The organism is Marivita sp. (assembly GCF_022763305.1).
Classification (GTDB): Bacteria; Pseudomonadota; Alphaproteobacteria; order Rhodobacterales; family Rhodobacteraceae; genus Marivita.
The window spans coordinates 12,715-39,119 of record NZ_JALEGT010000053.1; the positions used below are offsets into that span (position 1 = coordinate 12,715).

Consider the following 26,405-nt stretch of genomic DNA (forward strand, 5'->3'; position numbering starts at 1 on the left):
CCGGCAAGATGAAGGAGCGCAGTTTTCGGCTTGAAGACGTGGGCGCGCAGGTCTACGTCTTGCCCTACCTCGGGGTGCCAGGAATTTGGCTGAGATGCGTGATGCGAACCCGTTGAACCTGAACCAGTTAACACTGGCGGAGGGAAGGTCTGGATACGCTCCTGCTTTGCCCTCTCGCCGCAAAACAGGAGGATGCCATGAAACAGGCCCTTTCATTTGCAGCGGGACTTCTTGCGTCGACCACCTTGGTGGCTGCACAGGACACACCCGTTCTGACCGTTTATGCGGGCGATTACATCGTATCGGAATGGGGACCCGGCCCGAAGATCGAAGAGATGTTCGAGGCGCAATGCGCCTGCGACCTGCAGTTCAAGCCCGGCGATCTCTTGCCGCGGATCCTGCTCGAAGGTGCGCAGACCGATGCGGACATCGTCTTTGGCCTGAACACTGATGTCACCAAGCGCGCCCGCGAAAGCGATCTCTTTGCGCCGCATGGGCAGGACACCTCGAGCCTGACACTGCCGGTGGATTGGACCGATGACGTGTTCCTGCCCTACAATTACGGCCACACCGCCTTTATTTACAATGAAGAGCGGATTTCGGATGTTCCAGAAAGCTTTGACGCGCTGCTGAATGCGCCCGATGACCTGAAGATCGTGATCCAGGACCCGCGCTCGTCGATCTCGGGACTGGCGCTGGTGCTCTGGGTCAAGGCCATCTACGGCGATGACGCCGAACAGGTCTGGGAAAAGCTCGCGCCGAAAATCCTCACCGTCACCAAAGGCTGGTCGGAAAGCTATGGTCTCTTCACCGATGGTGAGGCGGACATGGTGCTGAGCTACACCACCTCGCCCGCCTATCACATCATCGCCGAAGAGGACCGCACCAAGAAGGCGGCGATCTTCCCGGAAGGACATTACTTCATGGTAGAACTGTCGGCCAAGGTGGCGGGCACGGACGTGCCGGAACTGGCGGATCAGTTTCTGGAATTCCAGCTTTCCGAAGAGTTCCAGACCATGATCGCCACCGGCAACTGGTCTTTCCCGGCCAAGCTCGATGCCTCGAAATGGCCCGAGGGGTTCAAGGAGCTGAACCTGCCGGAAAAGGTGCTCTTCTACTCCGAAGACGAAGCCGCCGCCCTGCGCGATGAAACGGTCGAGGAATGGCGTCGCGCCCTGTCTCAATAATCGCCGCCTTGACCGTGGCCGGTCTGGTGACCGGCCCGGTCACGGCGGTGATCCTGCGGGCCGAGGCGTTCAGCGGGTTCCGCCCGGCAGACTGGCAGGCGCTGCGGTTCACGTTGGTGCAGGCCACGCTGTCGGCGGGGCTTAGCGTGCTTTTCGCCATCCCGGTGGCCCGCGCGCTGGCACGGAGGAGTTTCCCGGGACGCGGGCTCCTCGCGGCGCTCCTGGGGGCGCCCTTCATCCTGCCGGTGATCGTGGCTGTGCTCGGCCTTCTGGCCGTGTTCGGCCAATCGGGGCTTCTCAATCGCCTGTTGGCCCCGTTGGGTCTGCCGGACCTGCAGATCTACGGGCTGCAGGGCGTTCTCTTGGCGCATGTGTTCTTCAACCTGCCTCTCGCGACACGGCTGATCCTGCAAGGCTGGCTGGCCATCCCGGCCGAACATTTCCGTCTGGCGGCCACGCTGGGCATGGGACGCCGCGCCATGTGGCGATCCATCGAATACCCGATGCTGCGCCGGATCGTGCCGGGGGCGTTTGCCGTGATCTTCGTGATCTGCCTCTCGTCCTTTGCCGTTGCACTCACGCTGGGGGGCGGGCCTCGGGCGACGACGCTGGAACTGGCGATCTACCAATCCATGCGGTTCGATTTCGACCTCGCCCGCGCCGCCGCTCTGGGCCTCCTCCAACTTGGTCTGGCATTGACGGCCGGGTTGATTGCTCTGCGGATGACGCAGGTGCCCGTGGCGTCCAGAGGGCTGGACCGTCGCGTTCCGCGTTGGGACCGTACGAACCCGGGCGCCGTCTGTACGGATGTGCTCTGGATCGGCCTCGCGGCGCTCTTCCTGCTGACACCGCTCGCCATGGTCACTCTGAACGGTCTGGCCGGGATCACGACGCTGGGCGCATCGGTCTGGCAGGCGGCGGGGCATTCGATCCTCGTGGCGCTCGGTTCGACCGCGCTCTGCCTGCTCTGGGCGCTGCCACTGGCCACCCGCTGGGGCGAATGGCTTGGCCTTGCCGGGATCGCGCTGTCGCCATTGGTGCTGGGCATCGGGCTCTTCCTGATCGTGCGCCCCTTCGCCAACCCGTTCGACCTCGCGCTCTATGTCACAGCGACCGTGAACGCCTTTGTCAGCCTGCCCTTCGTTCTGCGCATCCTGCGCCCCGAAGCCGAGGCCATCCGCGCCGACTACACACGCTTGCGCGCCGCGCTGGGCCTGTCTGGTTGGGCATGGCTGCGATGGGTCTTTCTGCCCCGCCTGAAACGGCCCTTGGGTTTTGCGGCAGGGCTGACAGCGGCGCTCTCGATGGGGGATCTCGGTGTGATCGCGCTGTTTGCCGATCCAGACAATGCGACCCTGCCGTTGAAAGTGTACCAACTGATGGGGGCATATCGGATGGATCAGGCGGCAGGCGGCGCGTTGTTGCTGCTCATGCTCAGCCTTGGTCTCTTCTGGGCTTTCGACAGAGGAGGGCGCGTTGGCTCTAGAACTTGACCAGATCGAGGCGCGGTCCGGCAGCTTCCGTCTCCGGGCCAACCTGACTGTCACCGAAGGGGAGCGGGTCGCCATTGTCGGCGCGTCAGGATCGGGCAAATCGACCCTGCTCGATGTGATTGCAGGCTTCCTGTCGATAACATCGGGCGCGTTGCGCTGGGCGGGTCGGGACATCAGCACCGTACCGCCGGGGCAGCGCCCGGTCAGCATCCTCTTCCAGGACACAAACCTTTTTCCGCACCTGACCGTGGGACAGAACCTGGCGCTGGCGTTGAACCCGGCTACCGGGCGGATGCGGGCAGAGGATGCTGGGCGGATCGACGCCAGCCTTGACCGCGTGGGCCTTGCCGGCTTTGCGAGCCGCCGCCTGTCGGAAATGTCAGGTGGACAGCAGAGCCGCGCCGCGCTTGCGCGCGTGCTGTTGCAGGGACGGCCCGTGTTGCTGTTGGACGAGCCCTTTGCCGCGCTTGGGCCGGCGCTCAAGATCGAGATGCTGGATCTTGTCGCCGAGGTTGCAGCGGCCGAAGGGCTGACCGTGCTTCTTGTCTCGCACGATCCCCAGGATGCGCGTCGGTTTGCGTCAAAGACCATCGTGGTCGAGAACGGCGAGGTTGCACCGCCACAGGAAACCGGCCCCTTGCTCGACAATCCGCCGCCGGGGTTGCGGGCCTATCTTGGAGGAGAGTGACGCGTCTTAGATGATGCGCGAACCGCAGGTTTCACAGCGCATCGCCCGATCAGTGACAAACGTCATGTCTCAACGAAAAAGCCCCGCCGGATCGGCGGGGCTTTTCCTGTTTCGAACCCGAAGGATCAGTCCTTCGCGCGAGCTTTCACCGGCGCCCAGAGACGCTTGTTGGTGAGGTACAGAAGAACCGACAGAACCGTCAGGAACAGCACGCCGACAAAACCGGCCTGCTTGCGGGCCATCAGCTTGGGTTCCGCGGCCCACATCAGGAAGGCTGCAACGTCCTGCGCCTGCTGCTCGATGGTCGCTTCAGTGCCGTCGGAGTATTCGACATCGTCACCGTAAAGCGGCGGGGCCATCGAAATCCAGCCACCGGGGAAGGCGGTGTTTTCATAGAGAATCGCACCCGCTTCTTCTTTTTCTTCGCCGGTGTAGCCGTGCAGCAGCGACGCAATGTACTCGGGTCCGCCCATGCCCTTGAAGAACTGGTTGATGCCCAGTCCGTAGGGGCCATGGAAGCCTGCGCGGGCCTTGGCCATCAGGCTCAGGTCGGGTGCGCCAGCCGCGTTGTTCTCGGGGAAGTGATCCGTCGGACGTGCCGGACGGAAGTCTTCGATTTCGTCGTCATAGACTTCAAAGAACTGGGCCGCATAGGCGCGGACCTGATCTTCCGGCATGCCGGGGCCATCTTCAGCGGACAGCGTGCGCAGCGGCACGTACTTCATGCCGTGACAGGCCGAACAGACCTGGGTGTAGACCTGAAGACCGCGCTGCAGTTGGGCCTGATCGAAGGTCCCGAACGGGCCTTCGAACGAGAAGTCGAAGTTTTCGACATGGCCCGATGCTCCGGCGGCATATGCGCCGGAGACGGGTGCCAGGGCCAGAGTGGCCGCGAGGGCAAGTTTCTTGAGCATTGTTCGCGTGTCCTTTCTTACTCGGCCGGGGTCGCTGCAGCAGCGCCGTCGTTGGTCGAGGACTTGCCGTAATGCGCCTTGAAGTCATCCTCGATGGTGTCCGGCTGCGGCAGCGGCTTTTCAAGCACGCCCAGCAGCGGCAGGATCACGAGGAAATAGGCGAACCAGTAGGTGGAGCCGATCAGGGCGATATAGGGGTAGATGCCTTCTGCCGGCATGGCGCCAACCCACATCAGAACGAAGAAGTTCACGACGAAGAGCCAGAACCACCACTTGAACATCGGGCGGTAGCGGCCGGAGCGCACCGACGATGTGTCAAGCCACGGCACCAGCGCCATCACGACAATCGCGCCGAACATCGCCAGAACACCGAAGAACTTGGCGTCGACGATACCACCGGTCAGGAAGTTTGCCGCGATCACGACCCAGACGTCGCCGTCAAAGGCGCGAAGGATGGCGTAGAAGGGCAAGAAGTACCATTCCGGAACGATATGCGCCGGTGTCGCCAGCGGGTTCGCTTCGATGTAGTTGTCCGGGTGGCCCAGGTAATTCGGCATGAAGCCGACAACCGCGAAGAACACGACCAGAACAATCGCCAGCGCGAACAGGTCCTTGATCACGAAATAGGGCCAGAAGGGCAGGGTGTCTTTCTCGGCATCCGCCTTCGAGGTGCGACGCACTTCTACACCGGTCGGGTTGTTGTTGCCCGTGGTGTGGAAGGCCCAGATGTGCACGATCACGAGACCGGCAATCACGAAGGGCAGCAGATAGTGCAGCGAGAAGAAGCGGTTCAGCGTGGCGTTGTCCACGGCCGGTCCGCCCAGCAGCCAGGTCTGGATCGATTCACCGATGAACGGGATCGCACCAAAGAGGCCGGTGATCACGGTCGCACCCCAGAAGGACATCTGTCCCCACGGAAGCACGTAACCCATGAACGCGGTGCCCATCATCAAGAGGTAGATCAGCATGCCGATGATCCACGTGATCTCGCGCGGCGCCTTGTAGGAGCCGTAGTAGAGACCGCGGAAGATATGCGCATATACGGCGACAAAGAACAGCGATGCGCCGTTCATGTGCAGGTAGCGCAGCATCGCGCCGCCATTCACGTTGCGCATGATGTGTTCGATCGAGCCGAAAGCGAGATCGACATGCGGCGTGTAGTGCATCACCAGAACGATGCCGGTGATGATCTGCAGCGCCAGACAGAACGCAAGAACGATGCCCCAGATCCACATCCAGTTCAGGTTCTTGGGTGTGGGGATCATCAGGGTGTCATAGAGCAAGCCAACGATCGGCAGCCGCGAGTGCAGCCACTTTTCTCCGCCGGTCGACGGCTCGTAATGGTCGTGTGGAATTCCAGACATTCGCGCGTCTCCTTATCCCAGCAGGATTGTTGTTTCGTCGACGAATTCCGCCGGTGGCACTGGCAGGTTCTGCGGTGCCGGCCCTTTGCGGATGCGACCGGATGTGTCGTAGTGCGAGCCGTGGCACGGGCAGAACCAGCCACCGACGCCACCGTCCAGTGCATAATCGCCGGCATTGCCCAGCGGAACGCAGCCAAGGTGTGTACACACACCCATCTGAACCAGCCATTCGCCGGCTTCATCCATGGCGCGGTTTTCGTCGGTTGCTTCGGCCGAACCATCAAGGTTTGCGTTGCGTGCGACCGGATCGACCAGATCACCCAGATCGACGCTGCGTGCTGCCTCGATCTCTTCGGCGGTGCGGCGGCGGATGAAGACCGGCTTGCCGAGCCATTTTACAGTGATCTGAGAGCCTTCTGCTACGCCCGACACGTCCACTCGAATCGAGGACAGGGCCAAAACGTCAGCCGACGGGTTCATCTGGTTGACCAGAGGCCAAACCGCGGCACCGGTGGCAACCGCGCCTGCGCCGGCTGTGGCGTAGTACAGGAAGTCCCTCCGGGTGCCTTCGTGGTGTTCTGCGTTGGACACGAGGTTATCTCCATTTAACGGCCGATCATCTGGCCACAATACGGGTTGGGCCGACCCTGGGGGCGGCGCTCCGAGGCGCTATTTAGCGGGCTACCCCCTAGCCGTCCACCTCCAGAAGACCTAGGTTAGGGATAAGCGCCGAAGTGTCGCGGTAAATGGCACTGACCTTGCAGGATTGGCGTGGTAGTGACGCGACAAACACGAAACGGACGGCCCACCATGCGGAAAACGATTCTGTCAGGTATACTTGCGATCGCCACGGCTGGCTTTGCCGCGCCGGCGATGGCCGAGATGGAGCTGTCCGTCTACACCGGTTGGCAGACCGCGCCGCACAGCCGTCTCTACGGCGACTACCCCGGCACGGGCGCTGATATCGATGCGTTGATCGGCTGGGAAGGCCGATCATTCGAGATGCCACCCTATTACGGCGTGCGCGGCACATGGTGGAAGAATGAAAAGCTGGGCTTCGGGCTCGAGTTCACACATGCCAAGGTCTACGCGCCGGATGACGAAAAAGCCGCCATCGGGTTTTCCGATCTCGAGTTCACCGACGGCCTCAACATCGTGACCGTGAATGCCTATCACCGCTGGCCGGGACTGTGGGCGCAGGGCGCCATCACACCCTATGTTGGCGGGGGTGTCGGTATCGCGGTGCCGCATGTCGATGTGGACACGACCACCGGGATCGACACCTACGAGCTTCAGATCACCGGACCGGCGGCGCGTCTGACTGCGGGGATGAGCTATGACATCAATGATCGCTTCGCGGTCTTTGGCGAGTACCAGTTCACCTATTCGAGCAACAACGTCGATCTGCCCGAGGGGGGATCGCTCGAAACCGACATCAAGACCAATGCGCTCAATGTCGGTCTGACGCTCAAGTTCTGATCTGATCCACAACCCGGATGTCGTCAAAGCCTTCCTCTGAGGATGGCGGGACGTAATGCTCTGAAAAGCGCCGGAACAGCGACTCGCTTGCGGCGAAGGCGTGCGTGCCCGAAGCGTTCCTGGCTCTGAGCCGCGCAAGACACACCTCGTCTGGCACGTCGAGCACATGAACGACGCACCGGGCCTCACCCTCTGATGCAACTTCGCGCATCCAGTCCCTGAACGCAACGGTATTTGCCGGGAAGTCGAGCACCACGGACAAACCCTCGCGCAGCAGAGCCGCCACATGCGGTCCCATCGCAGTCTTCAGCTTGGCAGAGAGCCGAAGATAGTCCTGTCCGGTGGTGATCTCGTCCTTGAACAACGCTGCCAGCCAGTCATCCTCCGCGATGACCAGCGTATTGGCCGCCGTCCCCAAATGTGCCGCGAGGGTCGATTTCCCGGCGGCGATCTTGCCGCAGATCACGTGCAGACAGGGCCGTCGGTCCGACATGATCACGCCTCTTGGTCTAGGCCTTGTCGCTGTTGCGCGCCTCGTCGTCCGTCTTTGCCTGTGCCAGCGCCCTGCGCGAGGATGGCAGCATCCAGACCACCGCGCCGATGTAGATCAGGCTCAGCACGACCAGTGCAATCCAGGTATAGATGGCCACAGCCGCTCCGATTGCGGCAAAGCCGACAAGAAACACTTTGACCCGGCGCTGGCTGATCTTGGTGGTCTTGAAAGACCAGACCGGAAACCGCCCGATCATCAGCATGCCGATCAGCGCAATATACATCGCCAAAAGCACATCGGGGATGATCTGTGTGCTGTCAAAGGCAAACGACGCATACATGGGCAGCATCACCAGAATCGCCCCGGCGGGGGACGGAATCCCGATGAAATAGGCGTTCTCGGCTGATCCGTTCTCGGCCTTACGGGCTACGTTGAACCGCGCAAGCCGCGTCACTGCACAGACCGCATAGACCAGCACGGCCAGCCAGCCCAATTGCCGCGTGTCATCCAGCGCCCACACATAAAGCAGCAGCCCCGGCGCAACCCCGAAATTCAGGAAATCTGCCAGCGAGTCGAGCTCGGCGCCCATCTTGCTGTCGCTGCCAAGCGCACGGGCCAGACGCCCGTCCAGCCCGTCAAGGATGGCCGCAAGCAGGATCAACTGCACCGCCAACTCGTAGTTGCCCTGCAGCCCGAACCGGATCGCCGTCAGCCCCGCACAGATGGCCGTCACGGTCAGCATGTTCGGCAGAAGCTGAACCAGCGTCAGTTTCTGACCGTTCGTTTCCGTGGTCATGTCGACAGGTCCGCAATCACGGTTTCACCGGCGATCATGGTCTGCCCGATCTTCACCGATGGCTCCACCCCTTCGGGCAGGTAGATGTCCAGACGCGACCCGAAGCGGATCAGCCCGAAGCGTTCACCCCGATCCAAGACCGCACCTTCCTGCGTGAAGCTCACGATCCGCCGCGCCACCAGACCGGCGATCTGTGTCACGGTGAGGATGCGGTCGTCCTCCATCCGGATGACCAGTGAATTGCGCTCATTGTCCTCGCTCGCCTTGTCGAGCGAAGCGTTCAGGAACTTGCCGGGCTTGTAGGCGATCTTCTCAACCTTGCCCGCCACCGGTGCGCGGTTCACATGGCAGTTGAACACCGACATGAACACGCTGACCCGTGTCAGCGCCTCTTCCGGCAGACCCAGCTCGCGCGGCGGTACCGCAGGTTCGATCAGCGAAACCACCCCATCCGCCGGGCTGATCACCAGCCCCGGTGCATCCGGCGTGACCCGCTCGGGATCGCGGAAGAAGTAATAGCACCAGACGGTCAACCCCACACCGATCCAGCCCAGCACATCCTCGACGGCAAACAGCACCAGAGTGATGGCCGCAAAGATCGCGACGAATTTGCGCCCTTCCGGGTGCATCGGCTTGATGAATGTATCTGTCATCCGCATCGCGGCAGCATCCTTTCAAAACATTGCGCGTCGGTAAACCGGGGTTCTCCGACACGCAAGCTTTGCCGACATAACCTGACGTCGCGGATCAGGCTTCGGGATGGGTCGCCACCATGCTGTCGCGTGTCGAGAACGTGTCGAACCACGCCGCCAGCGCATCGCGCCCGGTGCGCCAGGCCCGCGCGTCATGGCGCAGGTCGAGATATCCCAGCGCGCAGGCCACCGCGATATGCCCCATGTCCAGACGCCCGTTGAGATGGCTCATCCAGCGAGTGTTGATCGCATCCAGCGCACGGGAAACCTTGCCCCACTGCCCCTCGACCCAATCCATCATGACCTTCTCCTCGGGGCGGAACCGGGTTTCATAGACCATCAGCACCGCCGCATCGAGAATGCCATCCGCCGTCGCCTCCAACGTCAGTGTGTCCCAGATCCGGTGTTCGGGATAAAGCCCGGCATTTGCCCGCGCATCGAGGAACCGGCAGATCACCCGGCTGTCATAGATCGCTGGCGCATCCGGACGGATCAGCGCCGGGATCTTGCCCATCGGATTCGCCGCGATCAGCTTGGAATCAGGCGACAGCGGTGTGCTGGTCACGTTCACATGTTCGATGTCGTCATATTGCCCGGTTTCGTGCAGCGTCACGAGAACCTTGCGGACAAAGGGCGATGGCCCCGATCTGAGAAGTTGCATCAGCCTGCTCCCTGTTTGGTCTGCTGCCAGCTAATCCCGTCGCGCTCCGATTGCCAAGCCGCGTGTCACGATGCGTCGACGCATCGCCTCTTTCCGTCGACGGAAAGAGGCCGCTCACAACACCGGCGGATCCGCCATCAACGCAGCCAGCGCCTCAAGCTCGCTGCCCATCCCGCCAGGCACCTGAACCGCCGCGCGCTGCCGAACCGCGTCGTCCTTGTTCTGGCCAAGCTTCCACGTCGCTGCGATCTCCTCCACCACCATCCGGCAGGGCACGATCATCCGCATCATCCGCTCCAGAACCTCTGGCGTCATCTTGCCGGTGGTCCACGGCGTCTTTCCCGCCAGCCGGTTCTCGTAGAAGGCGGACTGCACATCCAGCACCTCGCGCATTTTACCATGTGGTAAAAGTTCCAGAACCCCGGTCAGGTGTACCGCCACATAGTTCCACGTTGGCACCTGATCCACGACCCCGTACCAATCCGGCGAGATATAGGCATCCGGCCCCGTCACCGCGATCCGAGCAGGGCGCGGCCCGCTCAACGCCCGCGCAATCGGGTTGGACCGCACCAGATGGATCAGCACCTCGCGCCCATCCTCGGACAGCAGAACCGGCACATGCGCCACCATCGGCACAGGATCGCCATTCATCACCAGAGTGCCAAACCCCCGCTCGCGGACAAAGGCGATGTCCTTGGCGTGGTCGTGACTGTGAAAGCTCGGGTTGGGGTGCATGGCATTGGCTCAGGACTGGAAACGCCCCCGATCTGGCACAACCGAAACCAAAAATCCCGCCCTGAATTGTACCCGAAACAATCATCCCGCCTTGGGATGCGTCGCCTCGTAGACCTTCATCAGATGCACCGTATCGACCGAGGTATAGGCCTGCGTTGTCGACAGGGACGCATGGCCCAGCAATTCCTGAATCGCCCGCAGATCACCGCCCGCCGACAGCAGATGCGTCGCAAAGCTGTGCCGCATCGCATGTGGCGTCGCGGTGGCGGGCAGACCCAACTGCATCCGCGCCTGTTCCGTCACTTTCTGCACCAGCCTAGGGTTCAACGCCCCGCCACGCGCGCCGCGAAACACCGGCGCATCCGGCTCCATGTCGAACGGGCACAGCGTCACATAGGTCGCCACCGCCTGCCGCGCGACGGGCAGAACCGGGACCACCCGTTCCTTGCCACCCTTGCCGATGATCCGCACCGCCTCGCCCAAAGGCAGGTCACGCCCCGTCAGCCCCAACGCTTCGGAAATCCGCAGGCCACAGCCATAGAGCAGCGTCACCACCGCCATGTCCCGAGCGCCGACCCAGTCTTTCTGCGCCTGCTGACCCACCGTGTCGATCATCTCGCGCGCGGCATCCTCGCTCAGCGGACGGGGCAGCTTTTTCTGGAACTTGGGCGCACGGGTCGACAGCACGGCTGTCGGCTCGAACCCCTCCCGCTCCGCCAGCCAGCGATAGAAGGATTTGACCGCCGAAAGCTTGCGCGCAAGCGATCGCGGACTGGCCCCACCGCTGCGCGTGTGCGCCATCCACGCCCGCATGTCAGGCACGGTGATCCGCGCCAGGGGCGCCAGCCCCTGCGCCTCGCCCTTGTAGTCTGTCAGGAACGCGATGAAATCCACTACGTCGCCGCGATAGGCGATCAGCGTGTTCTCGGCTGTCCCGTTCAGTGCCCGGCTCGAAGCGAGCCACCCCTCCAGCGCGTCCCGCGCCGCCGGAGAGATCATCAGGCTCATGACAGCCAGCGCCGCATCTGGCGCTCGAACACACCGGTGAAAAAGGTCAGAAGGTCCGTGCCCTGCTGCGGTGTGAACTGATGCGGGTCTTCCGCCCCCATCACCAGCAACCCCGGCAGACGCCCTGGCCCGAAATCCAGTTTTAGACAGGCTTCCGAGCGGATCCAGTCCGCCTTGTCGCCGTAGATCTCGCGTGCGCCAGTCTCGACCTGCCGCAGCGTGACCTGCCGGGGTGGCGCATTACGCCCGGTGCTGACATACGCGTCGATGAAGCCGGGGGCCGCCACAGACAGCACTGATCCCAGCCGTTTGATCGCCGGGTCTTCGTCGTTCTGCACCGATTCCAGCACAAGCTTGATGACATCGACCCGCAGAATCTCGGCCACGTCGCCGCCCAGATCGCGCAGGAAGGATTCGAACTCCACCGGGTCGAGCATCCGCAGGATCGCGCGATGCACCTGATTGGTGCCCGCAAGGTTCTCGTAGGCGGCTGCAATCACCGACCGGTGGGTGTCTTCCAACCGGTCCAGACGGGCCTCGAGTCGGTCCATCGCGATGCCGCGCAGGTCGACGATATTGCCGCCCATCGCACGTTCATTCGCGGCGATCAGGGCGCGCATCAGGTCCTGATCCTCGAGAATCACGTCAGGGCGCGTCATGATCGTTTCGCGCAGGTCGTCGTCGATACGGGGGCTGCTCATGCCATCCTCAGGGTCTTTTGTTTGCGGGACAGTATCAGGGGTGGCACAGAGATGCCCGCATTTTTTCGATCAAATGCGGGCAACTCGAAAAACTGTGGCAGAAGCGCAGGAACGCCCGTCGACGGGCGTTGAAAGCCGCGTCGACGCGGCTTTCTCCCGGCTCAGAGGATCTTGATATTGGCCGCTGCCGCGTCCTTGACGAACTGGTCAAGACCCTTGTCCGTCAGCACGTGGCTCGCCATCGCCTTGATCACGGCGGGCGGGGCGGTGGCAACATCGGCCCCGATCTTGGCGCATTCGCTCATGTGATTGGCGCTGCGGATCGACGCGGCAAGGATGTTGGTCTCGAACCCGTAATTGTCATAGATTTCACGGATGTCCGCGATCAGGTCCAGACCGTCCATGTTCAGATCGTCCAGACGCCCGATGAACGGAGAAATGAACGTCGCGCCCGCCTTGGCCGCCAAAAGAGCCTGATTGGCCGAGAAGCAAAGCGTCACGTTGACCATCTTGCCCTCGTCGGTCAGCACCTTGCAGGCCTTCAGACCGTCCCAGGTCAGCGGTACCTTCACCGCGATGTTCTCGGCGATCTCGGCCAGCTTGCGTCCTTCCGCGATCATGTCCTCGGCCTTGAGCGCCACCACTTCGGCAGAGACCGGGCCCGAGACCAGATCGCAGATCTCCTTGGTCACTTCGAGGATGTCGCGACCGGATTTCTTGATCAGCGACGGATTGGTGGTCACGCCATCGACCATGCCCAGATCGTTGAGTTCCGCGATCGCGTCGATTTCGGCTGTGTCGACAAAGAATTTCATGGCTCTCGCTCCTGTGATGGGTTGGCCTTTCCTACCGTGGGCTTTACCCCAAGACAATGCAGACGGAAACCCTCAACTGATGGCGCTAACATCCAGCTATTTCGATGAAGGCGCGCTGATCGGCGTGCTGACCACCCAGCCGTTGGACCGGGTGCTGGATTACCGCGCGCCCGAGGGGGGCTGCCATCCGGGGGCCTTTGTCGAGGTGCCGCTTGGTCCGCGCAAGGTGCTTGGCGTCGTCTGGGGGCCGGGGCAGGGCGATTACGACATCTCCAAGGTGCGCTCGGTGATCCGCGTGCTCGATGCCGCGCCCATGCGCGAGGAACTGATGGCGTTTCTGACCCGCGCGGGCGACTACACGCTGACCCCGATGCCCGCGATGCTGCGGCTTGCCACCCGCGCACCGGGCCTCGGTGATCCCCCGTCGATGCGCAAGATTTACCGTCTGGGCGACAGCACCCCCGACCGCATGACCGACACGCGCACCCGCGTGCTCGACGTACTGCGCGAGATGGGGGGCCTGTCTCTGACGCTCAAGGAACTGGCCGAGGCAGCGGGCGTGACCACCTCTGTCGTCAAAGGCCTCGTAAAACAGGGGGCCGTGCGCGAGGAAGACAGCCCGCGCGACACACCCTTCCCGACGCTCGATCCGGCATATGGCGGCAAAACCCTGACCGAGGATCAAACCACCGCCGCCGCCACACTCCGAGCCTCGGTCGCCACGCGATCCTATGGCACAACCCTGCTGAAAGGCGTCACAGGGTCCGGCAAGACCGAAGTCTATCTCGAAGCGGTGGCCGAATGTCTGGCCCAAGGCCGTCAGGCATTGGTCCTGTTGCCGGAAATCGCGCTGACTGCTGAATTCCTCACCCGCGTCGATGCCCGTTTCGGCGCGAAACCCGCCGAATGGCATTCCGGCGTCACCATGACAGACCGCCGCCGCGTCTGGAAAATGACCGCCCAAGGCGGGGCGCAACTGGTCGTCGGCGCACGCTCCGCGCTGTTCCTGCCGTTCCGCGATCTGGGTCTGATTGTCGTCGATGAAGAACACGACACGTCGTACAAGCAGGAAGATGGCGTTCTTTACAACGCCCGCGACATGGCCGTGCTGCGCGCGTCGATCTGCGGCGCACAGGTGATCCTGGCCTCTGCGACGCCAAGTCTGGAAAGCTGGGCGAATGCCGACGCAGGCAAATACCGCAAACTCGAACTCACCTCCCGTTTCGGCGCGGCGGTCATGCCCAAGATGCGGGCCATCGACATGCGCAGCGAACAACTGCCCGGGTCAAGCTGGATCTCGCCGACGTTGCAACGCGCGGTGCAACAAAGGCTCGACAACAAGGAACAGGCGCTGCTCTTCATCAACCGGCGCGGCTATGCCCCCGTCACCATCTGCCGCGCCTGTGGGCACCAGATCGGCTGCGACCATTGCGATGCGCGGATGGTCGAACACCGATTTCTCAAACGTCTCGTCTGCCACCAATGTGGCGAGACCAAACCGATGCCCAACACCTGCCCCTCCTGCGGGGCCGAAGACAAACTTGCTGCCGTTGGCCCCGGTGTCGAACGCCTTGCCGAAGAGGCGCAGACGCTCTTTCCCGATGCCCGGCTGGCGGTGTTGTCGTCGGACATGTTCGGCTCAGCCCGCGCCCTCAAGGCCGAGATCGAGACCATCGCCAGCGGTGGCGCAGACCTGATCATCGGCACACAGTTGGTCGCCAAGGGCCACAACTTCCCGCTGCTGACGCTTGTGGGCGTGATTGACGCCGACCTTGGTCTGCAAGGCTCGGACCTGCGCGCGGCTGAACGCACGTTTCAACTGATGCGGCAGGTGGCGGGTCGGGCCGGGCGCGCTGACAAACCCGGTCAGGCGTTGATGCAGACCTATCAGCCGGAACATCCCGTGATCCGCGCGATCCTGTCCGGGGACGAGCAGGATTTCTGGACCGCCGAAGCCGGTGAGCGCCGCAATGCGGGCGTGCCGCCCTATGGACGCCTTGCCGGGATCATCCTGTCCTCGACGGACGTGCAGGAGGTGTTCGACCTCGGCAACGCGCTGGCCCGCAACGACGCACCGCTGCGCCGTGTGGGGGCTCAGGTCTTCGGTCCGGCCCCGGCGCCTATCGCGCGGGTGCGTGGCCGCCACCGGGTGCGCCTTCTGGTCAAGGCTCCCAAGGGCACCGCGCTGCAGCCGGCGCTGGCGGAATGGGTCAAACCCTTCCGCCTCAAGGGAGAGCTGCGCATGGCGATCGACATCGACCCGCAGAGCTTTTACTAAGGTCAGCGCCGGTTTTCAGTCGACTGAAAACCCGGACGCGTCGACGCGTCCGCGCCCCCGGCATGGCGGACCGAGGCGCCGCATGATCGCGCACATCCTGTCAAAGGGTTAATTGGTCCGATCCGGTTCCAATGTTTCGCGCGTGAAACAATAGGTCAGGTTTGGTTCCGATCCGTGTTGCGGCTCCGGGTCAACAGGGCACCCATATTTCCGGCCATGCCTTGTATGCCCTTCACCTGCATTCTACATGGGCCATCATGAAGCGCTTTATCCCATTTGTTAAATCCGACCCCACAGTCGCTGTTGTTCGGATGCAAGGCACGATTGCGGCGGGGTCACGTGGGACTCTGAGCGATGCCAGCCTTCGCTCTCTGCTTGAAAAGGCGTTCCGCAAGGGCAAGCCCGCTGCCGTTGCGCTCGAGGTCAATTCCCCTGGTGGATCGCCTGTGCAAAGTTCGCTGATCGGCGCCCGCATCCGCCGTCTTGCGGATGAAACCGAAACCCCCGTCTACGCCTTTGTGGAAGACGTCGCCGCGTCGGGTGGCTACTGGATCGCCTCCGCGGCAGATGAGATTTACGCCGACCCGGCGTCCATTCTTGGCTCCATCGGTGTCATCTCTGCCGGGTTCGGCGCGCATGTGTTCCTGCAACGGCAGGGTATTGAGCGCCGGGTCTACACGGCGGGCAAATCCAAATCCATGCTCGACCCGTTCCGTCCCGAAAGCGAAGAGGATGTCGCACGCCTGAACAGGTTGCTGGGACAGTTGCACGAGACATTCATCCATCAGGTGAAAAGCCGCCGTGGGGCCAAGCTTGCCGACAATCCCGATCTCTTCACAGGAGAGATCTGGGTTGGTCAGGGCGCGGTCGATGTCGGGCTGGCAGATCATGTCGGACACCTTGTTCCCGCGATGAAGGATCGGTTCGGTGACAAGGTCAAATTCCGCCGCTACGAACAGCGCCGCCCGTTCCTGAGCCGTTTCGGAGCGAAACTTACCGAAGACGCCCTTGGCGTCATCGAAGAACGCGCCGAGTTCGCGCGCTACGGGCTCTGACGTGATTTCCAAGATCGTCCTTCTCTTCCTCGTCTTCATCGCCGTGCTTGCCATGTTCGGGAAACTGCGCGTGCCGGGTGCAAAGCGTCTGGCCAGTGCTAAGTGCCGCAACTGCGGGCGCTATCGTATCGGCAAGGGGCCATGCCCCTGCAGCGGAAAGGCAAGCTGACATGCTGATGATCTGGGGCGGTGTCGTCATCGGGCTCGTGATCCTGCTGCTGGCCGGCGATGCGCTGGTCAAGGGTGCGGTCAACCTGTCGCTGCGGATCGGTATTCCGGCGCTGATCGTCAGCCTGACGGTGGTCGCCTTCGGCACTTCTGCACCAGAGCTGCTCATCTCGATCAAGGCGGCGATGGAGAATGTCCCCGGCATCGCGCTGGGCAATGTCGTCGGCTCCAACACCGCAAACATTCTTCTCGTTCTGGGCATCCCCGCGCTGCTGGCTGTCATGCATACCAGCGAATGCGACACGCGGAAAAGCTATGTCATCATGCTGGGCGCGTCGGTGCTTTTCATCGCGCTGGCCTTTCGCGGTGTGTTTGACTGGATCGCCGGGATCGGACTGCTGGTCGCATTGGCCGTCATCCTTGGCGACTCCATCCGGGAAGCTCTGGCGCACCGCCGGGCGGGCAAGGAGGCAGAGGCTGAGGAAGAACCCGAAGGCGCCGATCCCGACATGCCGTGGTGGAAGATCCTCGTCTATCTGGCGCTCGGTCTGGTCGGGTTGCCGCTGGGCGCAGACCTCCTGATCGACAGCTCGGTCCAGATTGCCACGATGTTCGGCGTCAGCGACACCGTGATCGGCCTGACACTTGTTGCACTGGGCACGTCGCTGCCGGAACTGGCGACCACGGTCATGGCTGCACTGCGCCGTCAGGCGGATGTTGCGCTGGGCAACGTGATCGGGTCGAACATGTTCAACCTGTTGGCCATCATCGGCGTCGCGTCCCTGATTGCGCCGATCCCGGTTGCCCCAGAATTCCTGAGCTTCGATCTCTGGGTCATGCTGGGCGCGTCGCTTCTGATCTTCCCGCTGGTTTTCCTCGCCAAGGATCTGACCCGCCTGTGGGGCGTGGTCTTGTCGGCGCTTTATGTGGGCTACATTGCGCTTGTCATCATGTAAGCGCGAGGCAGACCAATGAGCAAAGCACTGATCACAGGCGCAGGCAAACGGCTGGGGCGCGCGATGGCGCTGTACCTGGCCGATCGCGGGTTCGACATTGCAGTGCATTATGCGTCATCCGGCGATGCGGCCGAGGAAGTCGCAGAAATGATCCGCGCCAAAGGGCGGCGCGCCTGCACCGTGCAGGCGGACCTGTTGAACGAAGACGAAACACAAGCGCTGGTCGGAGCTGCGATTGACGGCATCGGCGGCCCGCTGGAGGTGCTCATCAACAACGCCTCGATCTTCGAATACGACAACATCGGAACGGCGACGCGCGAGAGCTGGGACCGGCATCTGGAAAGCAATCTGCGCGCCCCCTTCGTGCTCACCCAGCATTTCGCGGCGCAACTGCCGGAGCCCGAAATCGACGACATGAACGAACCGGTGGCACCGGGTCTGGTCGTCAACATGATCGATCAGCGGGTGCGCAAGCTGACACCGGAGTTCATGACCTATACGATTGCGAAGATGGGGCTGTGGGCCTTCACACAGACGGCGGCACAGGCGCTGGCCCCCGCCTGTCGCGTGAATGCGATCGGTCCCGGGCCGACATTGCGCGGGGGGCGCCAGAGCGAGGCGCATTTCGCCAAGCAGCGTGCGGCGACCGTTCTGAAACGCGGATCGAATACCTCCGACATCACCGGCGCGCTGGGCTATTTTCTCGATGCGCCGGGGGTCACAGGGCAGCTGCTCTGCGTGGACGGCGGACAGCATCTGGGATGGCAGACACCAGACGTGATCGGGGTCGAATGATGCCCCGCAAAAGCAAGTTTTGCACCGCTCACATTGACGTTACGAAAGCGTTACGAAAGTGTTAATGTTTTCAGTAACTTGTTGCGGGCCTGAGAAAATTTTGCATTAAATCAAAGGCTTATAATTATGCCTAAAAATTGTGCAAATCAGAGAGGGTGCCGAAATACAAAGGAAAATCCCTGACGTCCAAAACTTCTCCGCAGACTTATCCACAGAAACCGTGGATGTCTTAACAGTTGCATCGGTGGGGGCGATGGGGCAGCGAGAGGGGAGAATCGCGGAAACCGAAAAAGGTTGTCAACTTGGGCTGACATGACGGGCGAAACTGACACGAAAACCGTAACTGGATACCCGTGTATCCAGAGGTACCTGAAGACACTGGACTCGAGTCCCGGCGTGTACCGGATGCTCGATGCGCAGGCGCGGGTGCTCTATGTCGGCAAGGCTCGGAACCTGCGGGCGCGGGTGTCGAACTACTCGCGACCGTCACCCCAGCATTCGGGCCGGATCTCGCGGATGATCTCGGAAACCGCGTCGATGATGTTCCTGACGACGCGCACCGAGACCGAGGCGCTGCTGCTCGAACAGAATCTCATCAAACAGCTCAAGCCGCGGTACAACGTGCTCCTGCGGGACGACAAGTCGTTCCCCAACATTCAGGTGACGGACCACCCGTTCCCGATGATCCGCAAGCATCGCGGGGCAAAGAAGGACAAGGGTGCGTATTACGGACCCTTCGCCAGCGCGGGTGCGGTCAATCGGACGCTGAACCAGTTGCAGCGCGCATTCCTGCTGCGCAACTGTTCGGATGCGATGTTCGACAGCCGGACACGACCCTGTCTGCAGTACCAGATCAAACGCTGTTCCGCGCCCTGTGTGGGCAAGATCAGCGAGGCCGAGTATGCCGCCAGCGTGAAGGATGCCGAACGGTTCCTGTCGGGCAAATCCACCAACGTGCAGGAGACCTTGGCCAAGGAGATGGCCGAGGCGTCCGAGGCGATGGAGTTCGAACGCGCTGCCGCTTTGCGCGACCGCATCCGCGCGCTGACGCAAGTGCAGACGGCGCAGGGGATCAATCCGCGCGGTGTCACCGAGGCGGATGTGATCGCGCTGCATCTGGAAAAGGGACAGGCCTGCGTTCAGGTCTTCTTCATCCGGGCGAACCAGAACTGGGGCAACCGCGATTTCTATCCGCGTGTCGGCCCGGATGTAGAAGAGGCCGAAGTGCTGGAGGCGTTCCTTGGCCAGTTCTATGACACCAAGGAGCCACCCAAGCTGATCCTGCTGTCACATCCGATCGAGAACGAAGACCTGATGACCGAAGCCCTGTCAGACAAGTTGGGCCGCAAGGTCGAGATCGCGGTGCCGCGCCGGGGGGAAAAGTCCGAGCTTGTGGATGGCGCCTTGCGCAACGCGCGGGAGTCTCTGGCGCGGCGGATGGCGGAAACGGCGACACAGGGCAAGCTGTTGCGCGGCCTGGCCGAAGCCTTTGGGCTGGACGCGCCGCCGGAGCGGATCGAAGTCTATGACAACTCGCACATCCAGGGCACGGATGCAGTCGGCGCGATGATCGTCGCCGGGCCGGATGGCTTTATCAAGAACCAGTACCGCAAGTTCAACATCAAGGGCGATGAACTCACGCCGGGCGATGACTTCGGCATGATGAAGGAGGTGCTGACCCGGCGGTTCAAGCGGTTGCTCAAGGATGACCCGGACCGCGACAAGGGGCTGTGGCCTGATCTGCTCCTGATCGACGGTGGCGCAGGGCAGGTGTCTGCTGTGCGAGAGATCATGGTGGAATACGGCGTCGAGGACGTGCCCATGGTCGGTGTGGCCAAAGGTGTGGATCGCGATGCGGGCAAGGAGGAATTCCACCGCTCCGGAACCCGCCCCTTTGCGCTCCGTCACAATGATCCTGTGCTCTACTTCATCCAGCGGCTGCGGGACGAGGCGCACCGTTTTGCCATCGGTACACACCGGGCGAAGCGGTCAAAGTCCCAGATGGCCAATCCTCTTGACGAGGTGCCGGGTGTCGGAGCGGCCCGCAAACGCGCACTGCTGGCGCATTTCGGATCGGCCAAGGCGGTCAGCCGGGCGAACCTGGCTGACCTGAAGGCGGTTGAAGGCGTCAGCGAGGCTTTGGCTGAACGGATCTACGGGTTCTTCCACGAGGCCGGCTGACCGGCCTCGGGGCGATCACTGGATCGACAGGTCGATGTTGAAACCGCTGGTCTTGCCTGTGTCCTCGTCGCTGCCCATGTGGTAGACGCGGATCGCGTATGTGCCCTTGGACGGCAGGTCAACGGTCGTCGAATTTCCGTTCATCGAGCTGTTGTAGATCGCAACGCCATCGCTGCCCGGCGGCAGGATGTTGAAATAGACCGTCCCGTTGCCATTGCTGTCGGTCACGGTGAGATCGACAAACATTTTCTGACCGGCATTCGCGCCGAGAAGGTAGTCGATATATTCGTCACCGATGATGGTGCCGGACACCATCGCGCCGAAATTTCCGGGGGCGAATTTCACCTCGGATTTGGTCTGGGCGGACAGGCCTGTGGCAAGGGTCAGTGCCAAAGCGGTCGCAAGAAAGCGCATAGGATTGAGAAGGGCCATGAGTGAGTCTCCTGATCGGTCCACGCGAAGAGTAACCCGAGGAATCTTCCCGACAAAATTGAATCTCTCCTAGATCTTCAGCCCTGACAGGATCTTCCGGACCGTCTCTGCCAGAGGGGCGGGACGGTTCCGGTCATCAACGTGTACCTGAGTGAAGAACCCTTCGGCGCCGGCGGTCTCATTGTCATTGGCAAACAGCGCGATGTCGTACCGGAAGGACGAGGTGCCGATATGGGCGATCCGGATGCCAGCCGTCAGGATGTCTGGAAAGCCCATTTCGGCATGGTAGCGGCAGCCGCTTTCGACCACGAGAAAGCGCGTTGCGTTGGGGCCTCGGATCTCGATGCCCTGATCCATTTGCCAGAGGCTGACAGCGGTATCGAAAAGCGCGTAATACGTGGCGTTGTTCAGATGTCCGTATTCGTCATTGTCCTGCCATCGCGTCGGCAGGGTGCGGAAAGCGCGGTACTCCGCGCGGGTTCCGGGCGGCGTTCGGGCCATCAGCCGGATCGCATCAGGCGGAAGGCGGCGGACGCGCCCCATCCTGCCGCGATGGCGATGGCTAAGGACAGAAGCCCGTAAACCAGCGGCTGCTGTCGCGACAGGTTGTAGAGCCAGCGCTCGAGTCCGACCTTGCGGACGTCGATGCTGGTTTCGTATTTCGACACGACCTTGCCCCCGCGCGTCAGGAAGACACGTGTCGCGTATTCCCCTTCTGTCAGGTTCGCGGGCATCTGAATTGCCGTATTGAACAGGGTCGACTCCCGCAAATCCACCGCGCCTTCGGCCAGCACATAGAGACCGTTTTTCATGCGGATGCGGACCAGCGCGTCGATGAATTCCTGCGGATTGGCCACCTGCGACCAGGCCCCGATCGACCGGATGCGGCGCGGGATCGATACGTTGTGGCGCAGGTCGTCGGCTTCGTTGATGACATCGCCCCATGGTGCAGAGGTGGCGATGGCATAAAAGCTGGGGGCGGCCGAGACATCCATCGCCGCGGCGTTGACCCAGATGCCCAGCACGCGGTCCTTGCGTCGGACGGTGATCGGTTCCTGTGGGCCTGCAATGGTCACGATGACCTGCAAAGGCTGATCGAGCGGGATGGGGGTTTCCCGCTTGATGGCGCCATAGATGATGATTTCCGATCCGTCGAAATTGGTCGAGATCGACACCTGGTCCTGGCTCAGGCCCAAAACGACCTCTTCTGCCCGCAAGGGGGCTGCCAGGGCAATCAGAAGCAGGAGAAGCCGGATCAACATCAGTGACCTCCCGCCGTGCCGATGGTGAACAGTTCCGAAGGCTGGATCAGCAGATCGAGCGCCAGCTTGCCACAGACCGCGAGCACCATGATCGCGAGCAGGATGCGCAACTGTTCGGCCTTGAGCTTTGCCCCGATCACCGTGCCGATCTGGGCCCCGACCACGCCACCGATCAGCAGCAGAACGGCCAGCACCATGTCCACGGTATAGTTCGTGGTGGCGTGCAGCAGCGTCGTGAAGCCAGTGACGAAAATGATCTGGAACAGCGATGTGCCCACAACCACCTTGGTGGGCATTCCCAGAAGGTAGATCATCGCCGGCACCATGATGAACCCACCGCCGACACCCATGATCGCGGCCAGAATACCCACCGCAATGCCCACGATCACCGGCGGGATCACCGAGATGTAGAGACCGGAGGTGCGGAAGCGCATCTTGAAGGGCAGACCGTGAATCCAGTTGTGCTTCTTACGCTTTGGCGCGGCACCCGAGCGCGTCTTGCGGATCGCGTTCAGGCTTTCGACGAACATCAGCGATCCGATGACGCCAAGAAAGACGACGTAGCAAAGCTTGACCAGCAGATCGACCTGACCGAGGCTTTTCAGGTAGTTGAAGACCCAGACACCAAGGCCCGCGCCGATCAGACCTCCGACCAGCAGCACCGTTCCCATCTTGAGGTCGACCGTCTTGCGCCTGAGATGCGCCAGAACGCCGGAAAACGAGGACGCGACGATCTGGTTCGCTTCGGTCGCCACCGCCACCGCCGGCGGGATACCGATGAAGAACAGCAGCGGGGTCATCAGAAAGCCCCCGCCGACCCCGAACATGCCCGACAGAACACCGACGATCCCGCCAAGGCCCAGCAGCAGGAAGGCATTGACCGAAATCTCGGCGATGGGGAGGTAGATCTGCATGTTATTCTGTAGCCTCAAGGACTTTGCGGTTTCAAGCGTCGAAGGCGCCCATGCCCAGTGACCCAGCGGCGCAGTCCGGTTCGTGTCGTCATGGGCTGGCCCGCGACTGAACGGGTGGTCCGCCCGCATGGCGACAGGAACCGCCGCCATCACGACGCCACCCCATCCGTCAGCGAATAGAGGTCGGAGGGCTGGAGCTTGAGGTCGATCGCCAGCTTGACGCAGACAAGAAGCACCAGCCCGGCCAGAAGGATGCGCAACTGTTCGGCCCTGAGCTTGGCGCCGACAATCGCACCGAATTGCGCGCCGACTACGCCGCCGATCAGCAAGAGCAGAGCAAGCAGGATATCGACGGTATAGTTCGTCGTCGCATGCAGAAGGGTCGTGAAGGCGGTGACGAAGATGATCTGGTAGAGCGATGTGCCGACGACGACCTTTGTGGGAATGCTCAGCAGGTAGATCATCGCGGGAACCATGATGAAACCACCGCCGACCCCCATGATCGCCGACAACACACCGACCAGCAGCCCCACGAGCAGCGGGGGAATGACCGAGATGTAAATCCCCGACACCCGGAACCGCACCTTGAACGGCATGCCGTGGACCCAATTGTGTTTGCGCCGCTTCGGCGCGACGCCGCGGTTGGACCTGCGCAGCGCGTTCAGGCTTTCGATGAACATCAGGCTGCCGACCACGCCAAGGAAGATGACGTAGCAGAGGTTGACCATCAGATCGACCTGTCCGAGCGACTTGAGGAAGTTGAAGACATACACCCCCAGCGCGGACCCCATGAGACCCCCGGCCAAAAGCACGCTGCCCATGCGGAAATCCACGTTGCGTCTTCGGATATGCGGCAGCAGGGCCGAGACAGAAGAGCCGACGATCTGGTTGGCCGAAGTCGCGACCGCGACGGCGGGCGGGATGCCGACGAGAAACAGAAGCGGGGTGATCAGAAAACCACCGCCCACGCCGAACATGCCGGACAGCATCCCCACAAGACCGCCCAACCCCAACAGCAGGAAGATGTTTACGGAGACTTCTGCAATGGGAAGGTAGATCTGCATATTCGTGCTTAGTCGCATCCGGACACACGTTTCAAGCGAAGCGGTGCCGCAGGTGCGAAAAGGACCTAACGGTGGCGGTCAACTGGACTTAGCAAAGGGCGCGGGTGATGCGTCGACGCATCACCCGTTTCCGTTGACGGAAACGCCCGCTTAACCCGGCTGTCAGCGTTCCTTGACGTAGGGCTCGCCCCCGGCGCGCGGCGGAATCGCCTTGCCGACAAAGCCCGCAAGGATCACCACGGTGAGGATGTAGGGCAGTGCGTCCATGACCTGAACCGGCACGACAAACGCGCCAAGGTCGATGTTCTGATATCTCAGCGCCACCGCCTGCAGGAGGCCGAAGAGCAGGCAAGCATAAAGCGCATACCATGGCCGCCACTTGGCGAAGATCAGGGCGGCCAGCGCGATGAACCCGCGTCCTGCGGTCATGTCCTTGACAAACCCTGCCTGCAGGGCGGTGGCAAGGTAGGCTCCGGCGATGCCGCAGAGCACGCCGCAGATCCCGACGGCGACAAAGCGCAGCCCGACAACCGAGATGCCCGCGGTATCCACGGCTTCGGGCGCCTCGCCGACGGCGCGCAGGCGCAGGCCGAAGCGGGTGCGATAGAGCAGCCACCAGGTCAGCGGCACCATGGCAAAGGCCACATAGACAAGAATCGAATGCCCCGAGATCAGCTCGCCATAGATCGGGCCAATGAGCGGGATGCCCGCGATGGCCTCCACGCCCGGCAGGGTGATGCCCTCGAACCGGCCTTCACCGATCAGCGACGGGGTGCGCCCGCCCTGGCTGAACCAGTCCTGAGCGATCAGGACCGTCAGGCCGGCGGCAAGAAAATTGATGGCGACGCCCGAGATCAGCTGGTTGCCGCGGAAGGTGATCGAGGCCAGCCCGTGCAGCAGTGAGAGCGCAAGCGACGCGAGCACACCGGCCCCAAGCCCGAGCCAGACATCGCCGGTGATCGCGGCAACGGCGGCAGAAAAGAAGGCGGCGGCCAGCATCTTGCCTTCGAGGCCGATGTCGAAGATGCCTGCGCGTTCGCTGAAGAGGCCGGCGAGACAGGCCAGAAGAAGCGGCGTTGCCAGACGAACAGTGCTGTCGAGCACCTGAAGCAGGGTGACGAAATCCATCAGGCTTTCCTCCGGGAGGCGAGGAAGAGTTTTTCAAGCGGCATCCGCACCATGTTGTCGAGCGCGCCCGTGAAGAGGATGACCAGTGCCTGGATCACGACGATCAGTTCGCGCGGGATATTGGTCCAGAGGGCAAGCTCTGCGCCACCCTGGTAAAGGAAACCGAAGAGGAGCGCCGCCAGCAGAACCCCCAATGGATGTGACCGGCCCATCAGGGCGACGGCGATGCCGATGAAGCCCGCGCCCTCGGTTGCGTTCATGACAAGGCGTTCCGCCTCGCCCATCGTGGTGTTGAGCGCCATCATCCCGGCAAGGCCGCCCGAGATGAGCATGGCCACGACGGTGATCTTGACCGGGCTGATGCCCGCATATTTCGCCGCCGATTCCGACTGGCCGAAGGCGCGGATTTCATAGCCCAGTTTAGTGCGCCAGATCAGCAGCCAGACCACAAGGCACATCGCGATGGCCAAGAAGAAGGTCACGTTTGCCGGTGCGCCCCGGAACATCGCGGTTTCAGCGGTCGAGAACATATCCTGAAACGTGGGCAGTTGGGTGGCTTCGGGAAAGCGGGCGGTCGCCGGGTCCATCGCGCCTTGGGGGCGCAGCAGGTTCACGAGGACATAGTTCAGGAGGGCCGCGGCGATGAAGTTGAACATGATCGTCGTGATCACGATATGGCTGCCGCGCTTGGCCTGCAGATAGGCCGGGATGAGCGCCCAGAGCGCGCCGAAGATGGCGGCTGACACCGTTGCGCCGACCAGTGCGACATACCAGTTCGGCCACGGGATATAGAGGCAGGCGAGCGCCACACCCAGCCCGCCGATCATCGCCTGGCCTTCGCCGCCGATGTTGAACAGGCGGGCATGGAAGGCGACGGCCACGGCAAGGCCGGTGAAAATGAAGTTGGTCGCGTAGTAAAGCGTGTAGCCCCAGCCGGAAGACCGCATCAGCGCGCCATCGACCATCAGCTTGAAAGCGGCAACCGGGTCTTCGCCGATACCGATGATCACCAGCGCCGACAGGATCGCGGCCAGCAGGAGCGAAATCAGAGGGACGAGGACCGCGTCGGTCCAACCGGGCATCTTATCCATTTTTGTCGCTCTCCTCGGGGTCTTTCTTGGTGTCCTCGACCTTTGGCCGCTCGGG

Annotated in this window: 27 protein-coding genes and 1 riboswitch; of the genes, 9 read left to right on the forward strand and 18 right to left on the reverse strand. The window is 62.3% G+C overall.

The genetic code is table 11. The annotated features are described in order from the left end of the window. The first annotated feature begins 60 nt into the window (after positions 1–60). Positions 61–162: riboswitch (TPP riboswitch) on the forward strand. 35 nt (positions 163–197) lie between these two features. The 3 genes from MRY75_RS10390 to MRY75_RS10400 are packed head-to-tail and all read left to right on the forward strand — an operon-like array spanning position 198 to position 3,368. Continuing rightward, positions 198–1,187 (forward strand): thiamine ABC transporter substrate binding subunit, encoded by a 990-nt coding sequence (locus tag MRY75_RS10390; protein ID WP_292307559.1) that lies wholly within the window; start codon positions 198–200, stop codon positions 1,185–1,187. After that, complete coding sequence (locus MRY75_RS10395; protein WP_292307561.1) at positions 1,163–2,680, forward strand: thiamine/thiamine pyrophosphate ABC transporter permease ThiP; 1,518 nt, start codon at positions 1,163–1,165, stop codon at positions 2,678–2,680. Before MRY75_RS10390 ends, MRY75_RS10395 begins: the two co-directional genes overlap by 25 nt. After that, on the forward strand, positions 2,664–3,368 hold the full coding sequence (locus MRY75_RS10400; RefSeq protein WP_292307563.1) for an ATP-binding cassette domain-containing protein: 705 nt from the start codon (positions 2,664–2,666) through the stop codon (positions 3,366–3,368). The genes MRY75_RS10395 and MRY75_RS10400 overlap by 17 nt, the downstream gene beginning before the upstream one ends. A gap of 125 nt (positions 3,369–3,493) precedes the next feature. On the opposite strand, the gene MRY75_RS10405 is transcribed toward MRY75_RS10400, so the two are convergent. From MRY75_RS10405 to petA, 3 genes are read right to left on the reverse strand one after another with little or no spacing between them, the layout of a single operon-like run. Further along, the gene (locus MRY75_RS10405; RefSeq protein ID WP_292307564.1) at positions 3,494–4,282 is read right to left on the reverse strand and encodes a cytochrome c1; all 789 of its coding nucleotides are present in this window, start codon (positions 4,280–4,282) and stop codon (positions 3,494–3,496) included. A gap of 17 nt (positions 4,283–4,299) precedes the next feature. Continuing rightward, positions 4,300–5,646, reverse strand: a complete 1,347-nt coding sequence (petB, locus tag MRY75_RS10410) for a cytochrome b (protein WP_292307566.1) — start codon at positions 5,644–5,646, stop codon at positions 4,300–4,302. 12 nt (positions 5,647–5,658) lie between these two features. After that, a complete protein-coding gene (gene petA, locus MRY75_RS10415; protein ID WP_292307567.1) occupies positions 5,659–6,237 on the reverse strand; it encodes a ubiquinol-cytochrome c reductase iron-sulfur subunit in 579 nt (192 codons plus the stop codon). Positions 6,238–6,456: 219 nt separating this feature from the next. Between petA and MRY75_RS10420 the strand changes: the two genes are divergently transcribed. Then, entirely contained in the window at positions 6,457–7,125 is a 669-nt protein-coding gene (locus tag MRY75_RS10420; RefSeq protein WP_292307569.1) for an outer membrane beta-barrel protein, read from the forward strand. Here MRY75_RS10420 and MRY75_RS10425 read toward each other — a convergent pair. The 8 genes from MRY75_RS10425 to fsa all read right to left on the reverse strand — a co-directional run bounded on the left by MRY75_RS10425 (position 7,115) and on the right by fsa (position 13,026). Beyond that, positions 7,115–7,618 (reverse strand): ATP-binding protein, encoded by a 504-nt coding sequence (locus MRY75_RS10425; protein ID WP_292307570.1) that lies wholly within the window; start codon positions 7,616–7,618, stop codon positions 7,115–7,117. The two genes, MRY75_RS10420 and MRY75_RS10425, sit on opposite strands and share 11 nt — an antisense overlap. A 16-nt stretch (positions 7,619–7,634) precedes the next feature. Continuing rightward, the gene (pssA, locus tag MRY75_RS10430) at positions 7,635–8,414 is read right to left on the reverse strand and encodes a CDP-diacylglycerol--serine O-phosphatidyltransferase (RefSeq protein WP_292307572.1); all 780 of its coding nucleotides are present in this window, start codon (positions 8,412–8,414) and stop codon (positions 7,635–7,637) included. Then, complete coding sequence (locus tag MRY75_RS10435) at positions 8,411–9,073, reverse strand: phosphatidylserine decarboxylase (RefSeq protein ID WP_292307574.1); 663 nt, start codon at positions 9,071–9,073, stop codon at positions 8,411–8,413. Before MRY75_RS10435 ends, pssA begins: the two co-directional genes overlap by 4 nt. 88 nt (positions 9,074–9,161) lie before the next feature. Further along, complete coding sequence (locus tag MRY75_RS10440) at positions 9,162–9,767, reverse strand: glutathione S-transferase (protein WP_292307576.1); 606 nt, start codon at positions 9,765–9,767, stop codon at positions 9,162–9,164. A gap of 114 nt (positions 9,768–9,881) precedes the next feature. After that, positions 9,882–10,502, reverse strand: a complete 621-nt coding sequence (locus MRY75_RS10445) for an FMN-binding negative transcriptional regulator (RefSeq protein ID WP_292307578.1) — start codon at positions 10,500–10,502, stop codon at positions 9,882–9,884. Between the two features lie 81 nt (positions 10,503–10,583). Next, positions 10,584–11,510, reverse strand: a complete 927-nt coding sequence (locus tag MRY75_RS10450) for a tyrosine recombinase XerC (protein WP_292307580.1) — start codon at positions 11,508–11,510, stop codon at positions 10,584–10,586. Next, entirely contained in the window at positions 11,507–12,211 is a 705-nt protein-coding gene (locus tag MRY75_RS10455; protein WP_292307581.1) for a DUF484 family protein, read from the reverse strand. Before MRY75_RS10455 ends, MRY75_RS10450 begins: the two co-directional genes overlap by 4 nt. 161 nt (positions 12,212–12,372) lie before the next feature. Next, positions 12,373–13,026: a fructose-6-phosphate aldolase gene (gene fsa, locus MRY75_RS10460; protein WP_292307583.1), complete on the reverse strand. Its 654-nt coding sequence runs from the start codon at positions 13,024–13,026 to the stop codon at positions 12,373–12,375. 79 nt (positions 13,027–13,105) lie between these two features. On the opposite strand from fsa, the gene MRY75_RS10465 reads away from it, so the two are divergent. The 5 genes from MRY75_RS10465 (at position 13,106) to uvrC (ending at position 20,459) form a co-directional block, all read left to right on the forward strand. Further along, positions 13,106–15,304, forward strand: a complete 2,199-nt coding sequence (locus tag MRY75_RS10465; protein ID WP_292307585.1) for a primosomal protein N' — start codon at positions 13,106–13,108, stop codon at positions 15,302–15,304. A gap of 257 nt (positions 15,305–15,561) precedes the next feature. Continuing rightward, positions 15,562–16,359: a S49 family peptidase gene (locus MRY75_RS10470; RefSeq protein WP_292307586.1), complete on the forward strand. Its 798-nt coding sequence runs from the start codon at positions 15,562–15,564 to the stop codon at positions 16,357–16,359. A gap of 176 nt (positions 16,360–16,535) precedes the next feature. Beyond that, a complete protein-coding gene (locus MRY75_RS10475) occupies positions 16,536–17,483 on the forward strand; it encodes a calcium/sodium antiporter (RefSeq protein ID WP_292307628.1) in 948 nt (315 codons plus the stop codon). A gap of 15 nt (positions 17,484–17,498) precedes the next feature. Further along, positions 17,499–18,278, forward strand: a complete 780-nt coding sequence (locus MRY75_RS10480) for an SDR family oxidoreductase (protein ID WP_292307588.1) — start codon at positions 17,499–17,501, stop codon at positions 18,276–18,278. Between the two features lie 312 nt (positions 18,279–18,590). Further along, entirely contained in the window at positions 18,591–20,459 is a 1,869-nt protein-coding gene (uvrC, locus tag MRY75_RS10485; protein ID WP_292307590.1) for an excinuclease ABC subunit UvrC, read from the forward strand. 15 nt (positions 20,460–20,474) lie between these two features. Here the strand turns inward: uvrC and MRY75_RS10490 are convergent, their stop codons facing one another. The 7 genes from MRY75_RS10490 to MRY75_RS10520 form a co-directional block, all read right to left on the reverse strand. Beyond that, positions 20,475–20,891, reverse strand: coding sequence for a hypothetical protein (locus MRY75_RS10490; protein ID WP_292307591.1), 417 nt, complete (start codon positions 20,889–20,891; stop codon positions 20,475–20,477). A gap of 69 nt (positions 20,892–20,960) precedes the next feature. Further along, positions 20,961–21,392: a thioesterase family protein gene (locus MRY75_RS10495; RefSeq protein WP_292307592.1), complete on the reverse strand. Its 432-nt coding sequence runs from the start codon at positions 21,390–21,392 to the stop codon at positions 20,961–20,963. Beyond that, entirely contained in the window at positions 21,392–22,153 is a 762-nt protein-coding gene (locus MRY75_RS10500; RefSeq protein WP_292307594.1) for a TIGR02186 family protein, read from the reverse strand. The genes MRY75_RS10495 and MRY75_RS10500 overlap by 1 nt, the downstream gene beginning before the upstream one ends. Further along, complete coding sequence (locus MRY75_RS10505) at positions 22,153–23,067, reverse strand: sulfite exporter TauE/SafE family protein (RefSeq protein ID WP_292307596.1); 915 nt, start codon at positions 23,065–23,067, stop codon at positions 22,153–22,155. Before MRY75_RS10505 ends, MRY75_RS10500 begins: the two co-directional genes overlap by 1 nt. A 149-nt stretch (positions 23,068–23,216) precedes the next feature. Then, on the reverse strand, positions 23,217–24,131 hold the full coding sequence (locus MRY75_RS10510) for a sulfite exporter TauE/SafE family protein (protein WP_292307598.1): 915 nt from the start codon (positions 24,129–24,131) through the stop codon (positions 23,217–23,219). 162 nt (positions 24,132–24,293) lie between these two features. Beyond that, entirely contained in the window at positions 24,294–25,259 is a 966-nt protein-coding gene (locus tag MRY75_RS10515) for an ABC transporter permease (protein ID WP_292307599.1), read from the reverse strand. Next, positions 25,259–26,350 carry an ABC transporter permease gene (locus MRY75_RS10520; protein ID WP_292307601.1) on the reverse strand — a complete coding sequence of 364 codons (1,092 nt, stop codon included), beginning with the start codon at positions 26,348–26,350 and terminating at the stop codon, positions 25,259–25,261. Before MRY75_RS10520 ends, MRY75_RS10515 begins: the two co-directional genes overlap by 1 nt. Positions 26,351–26,405: the final 55 nt, after the last annotated feature.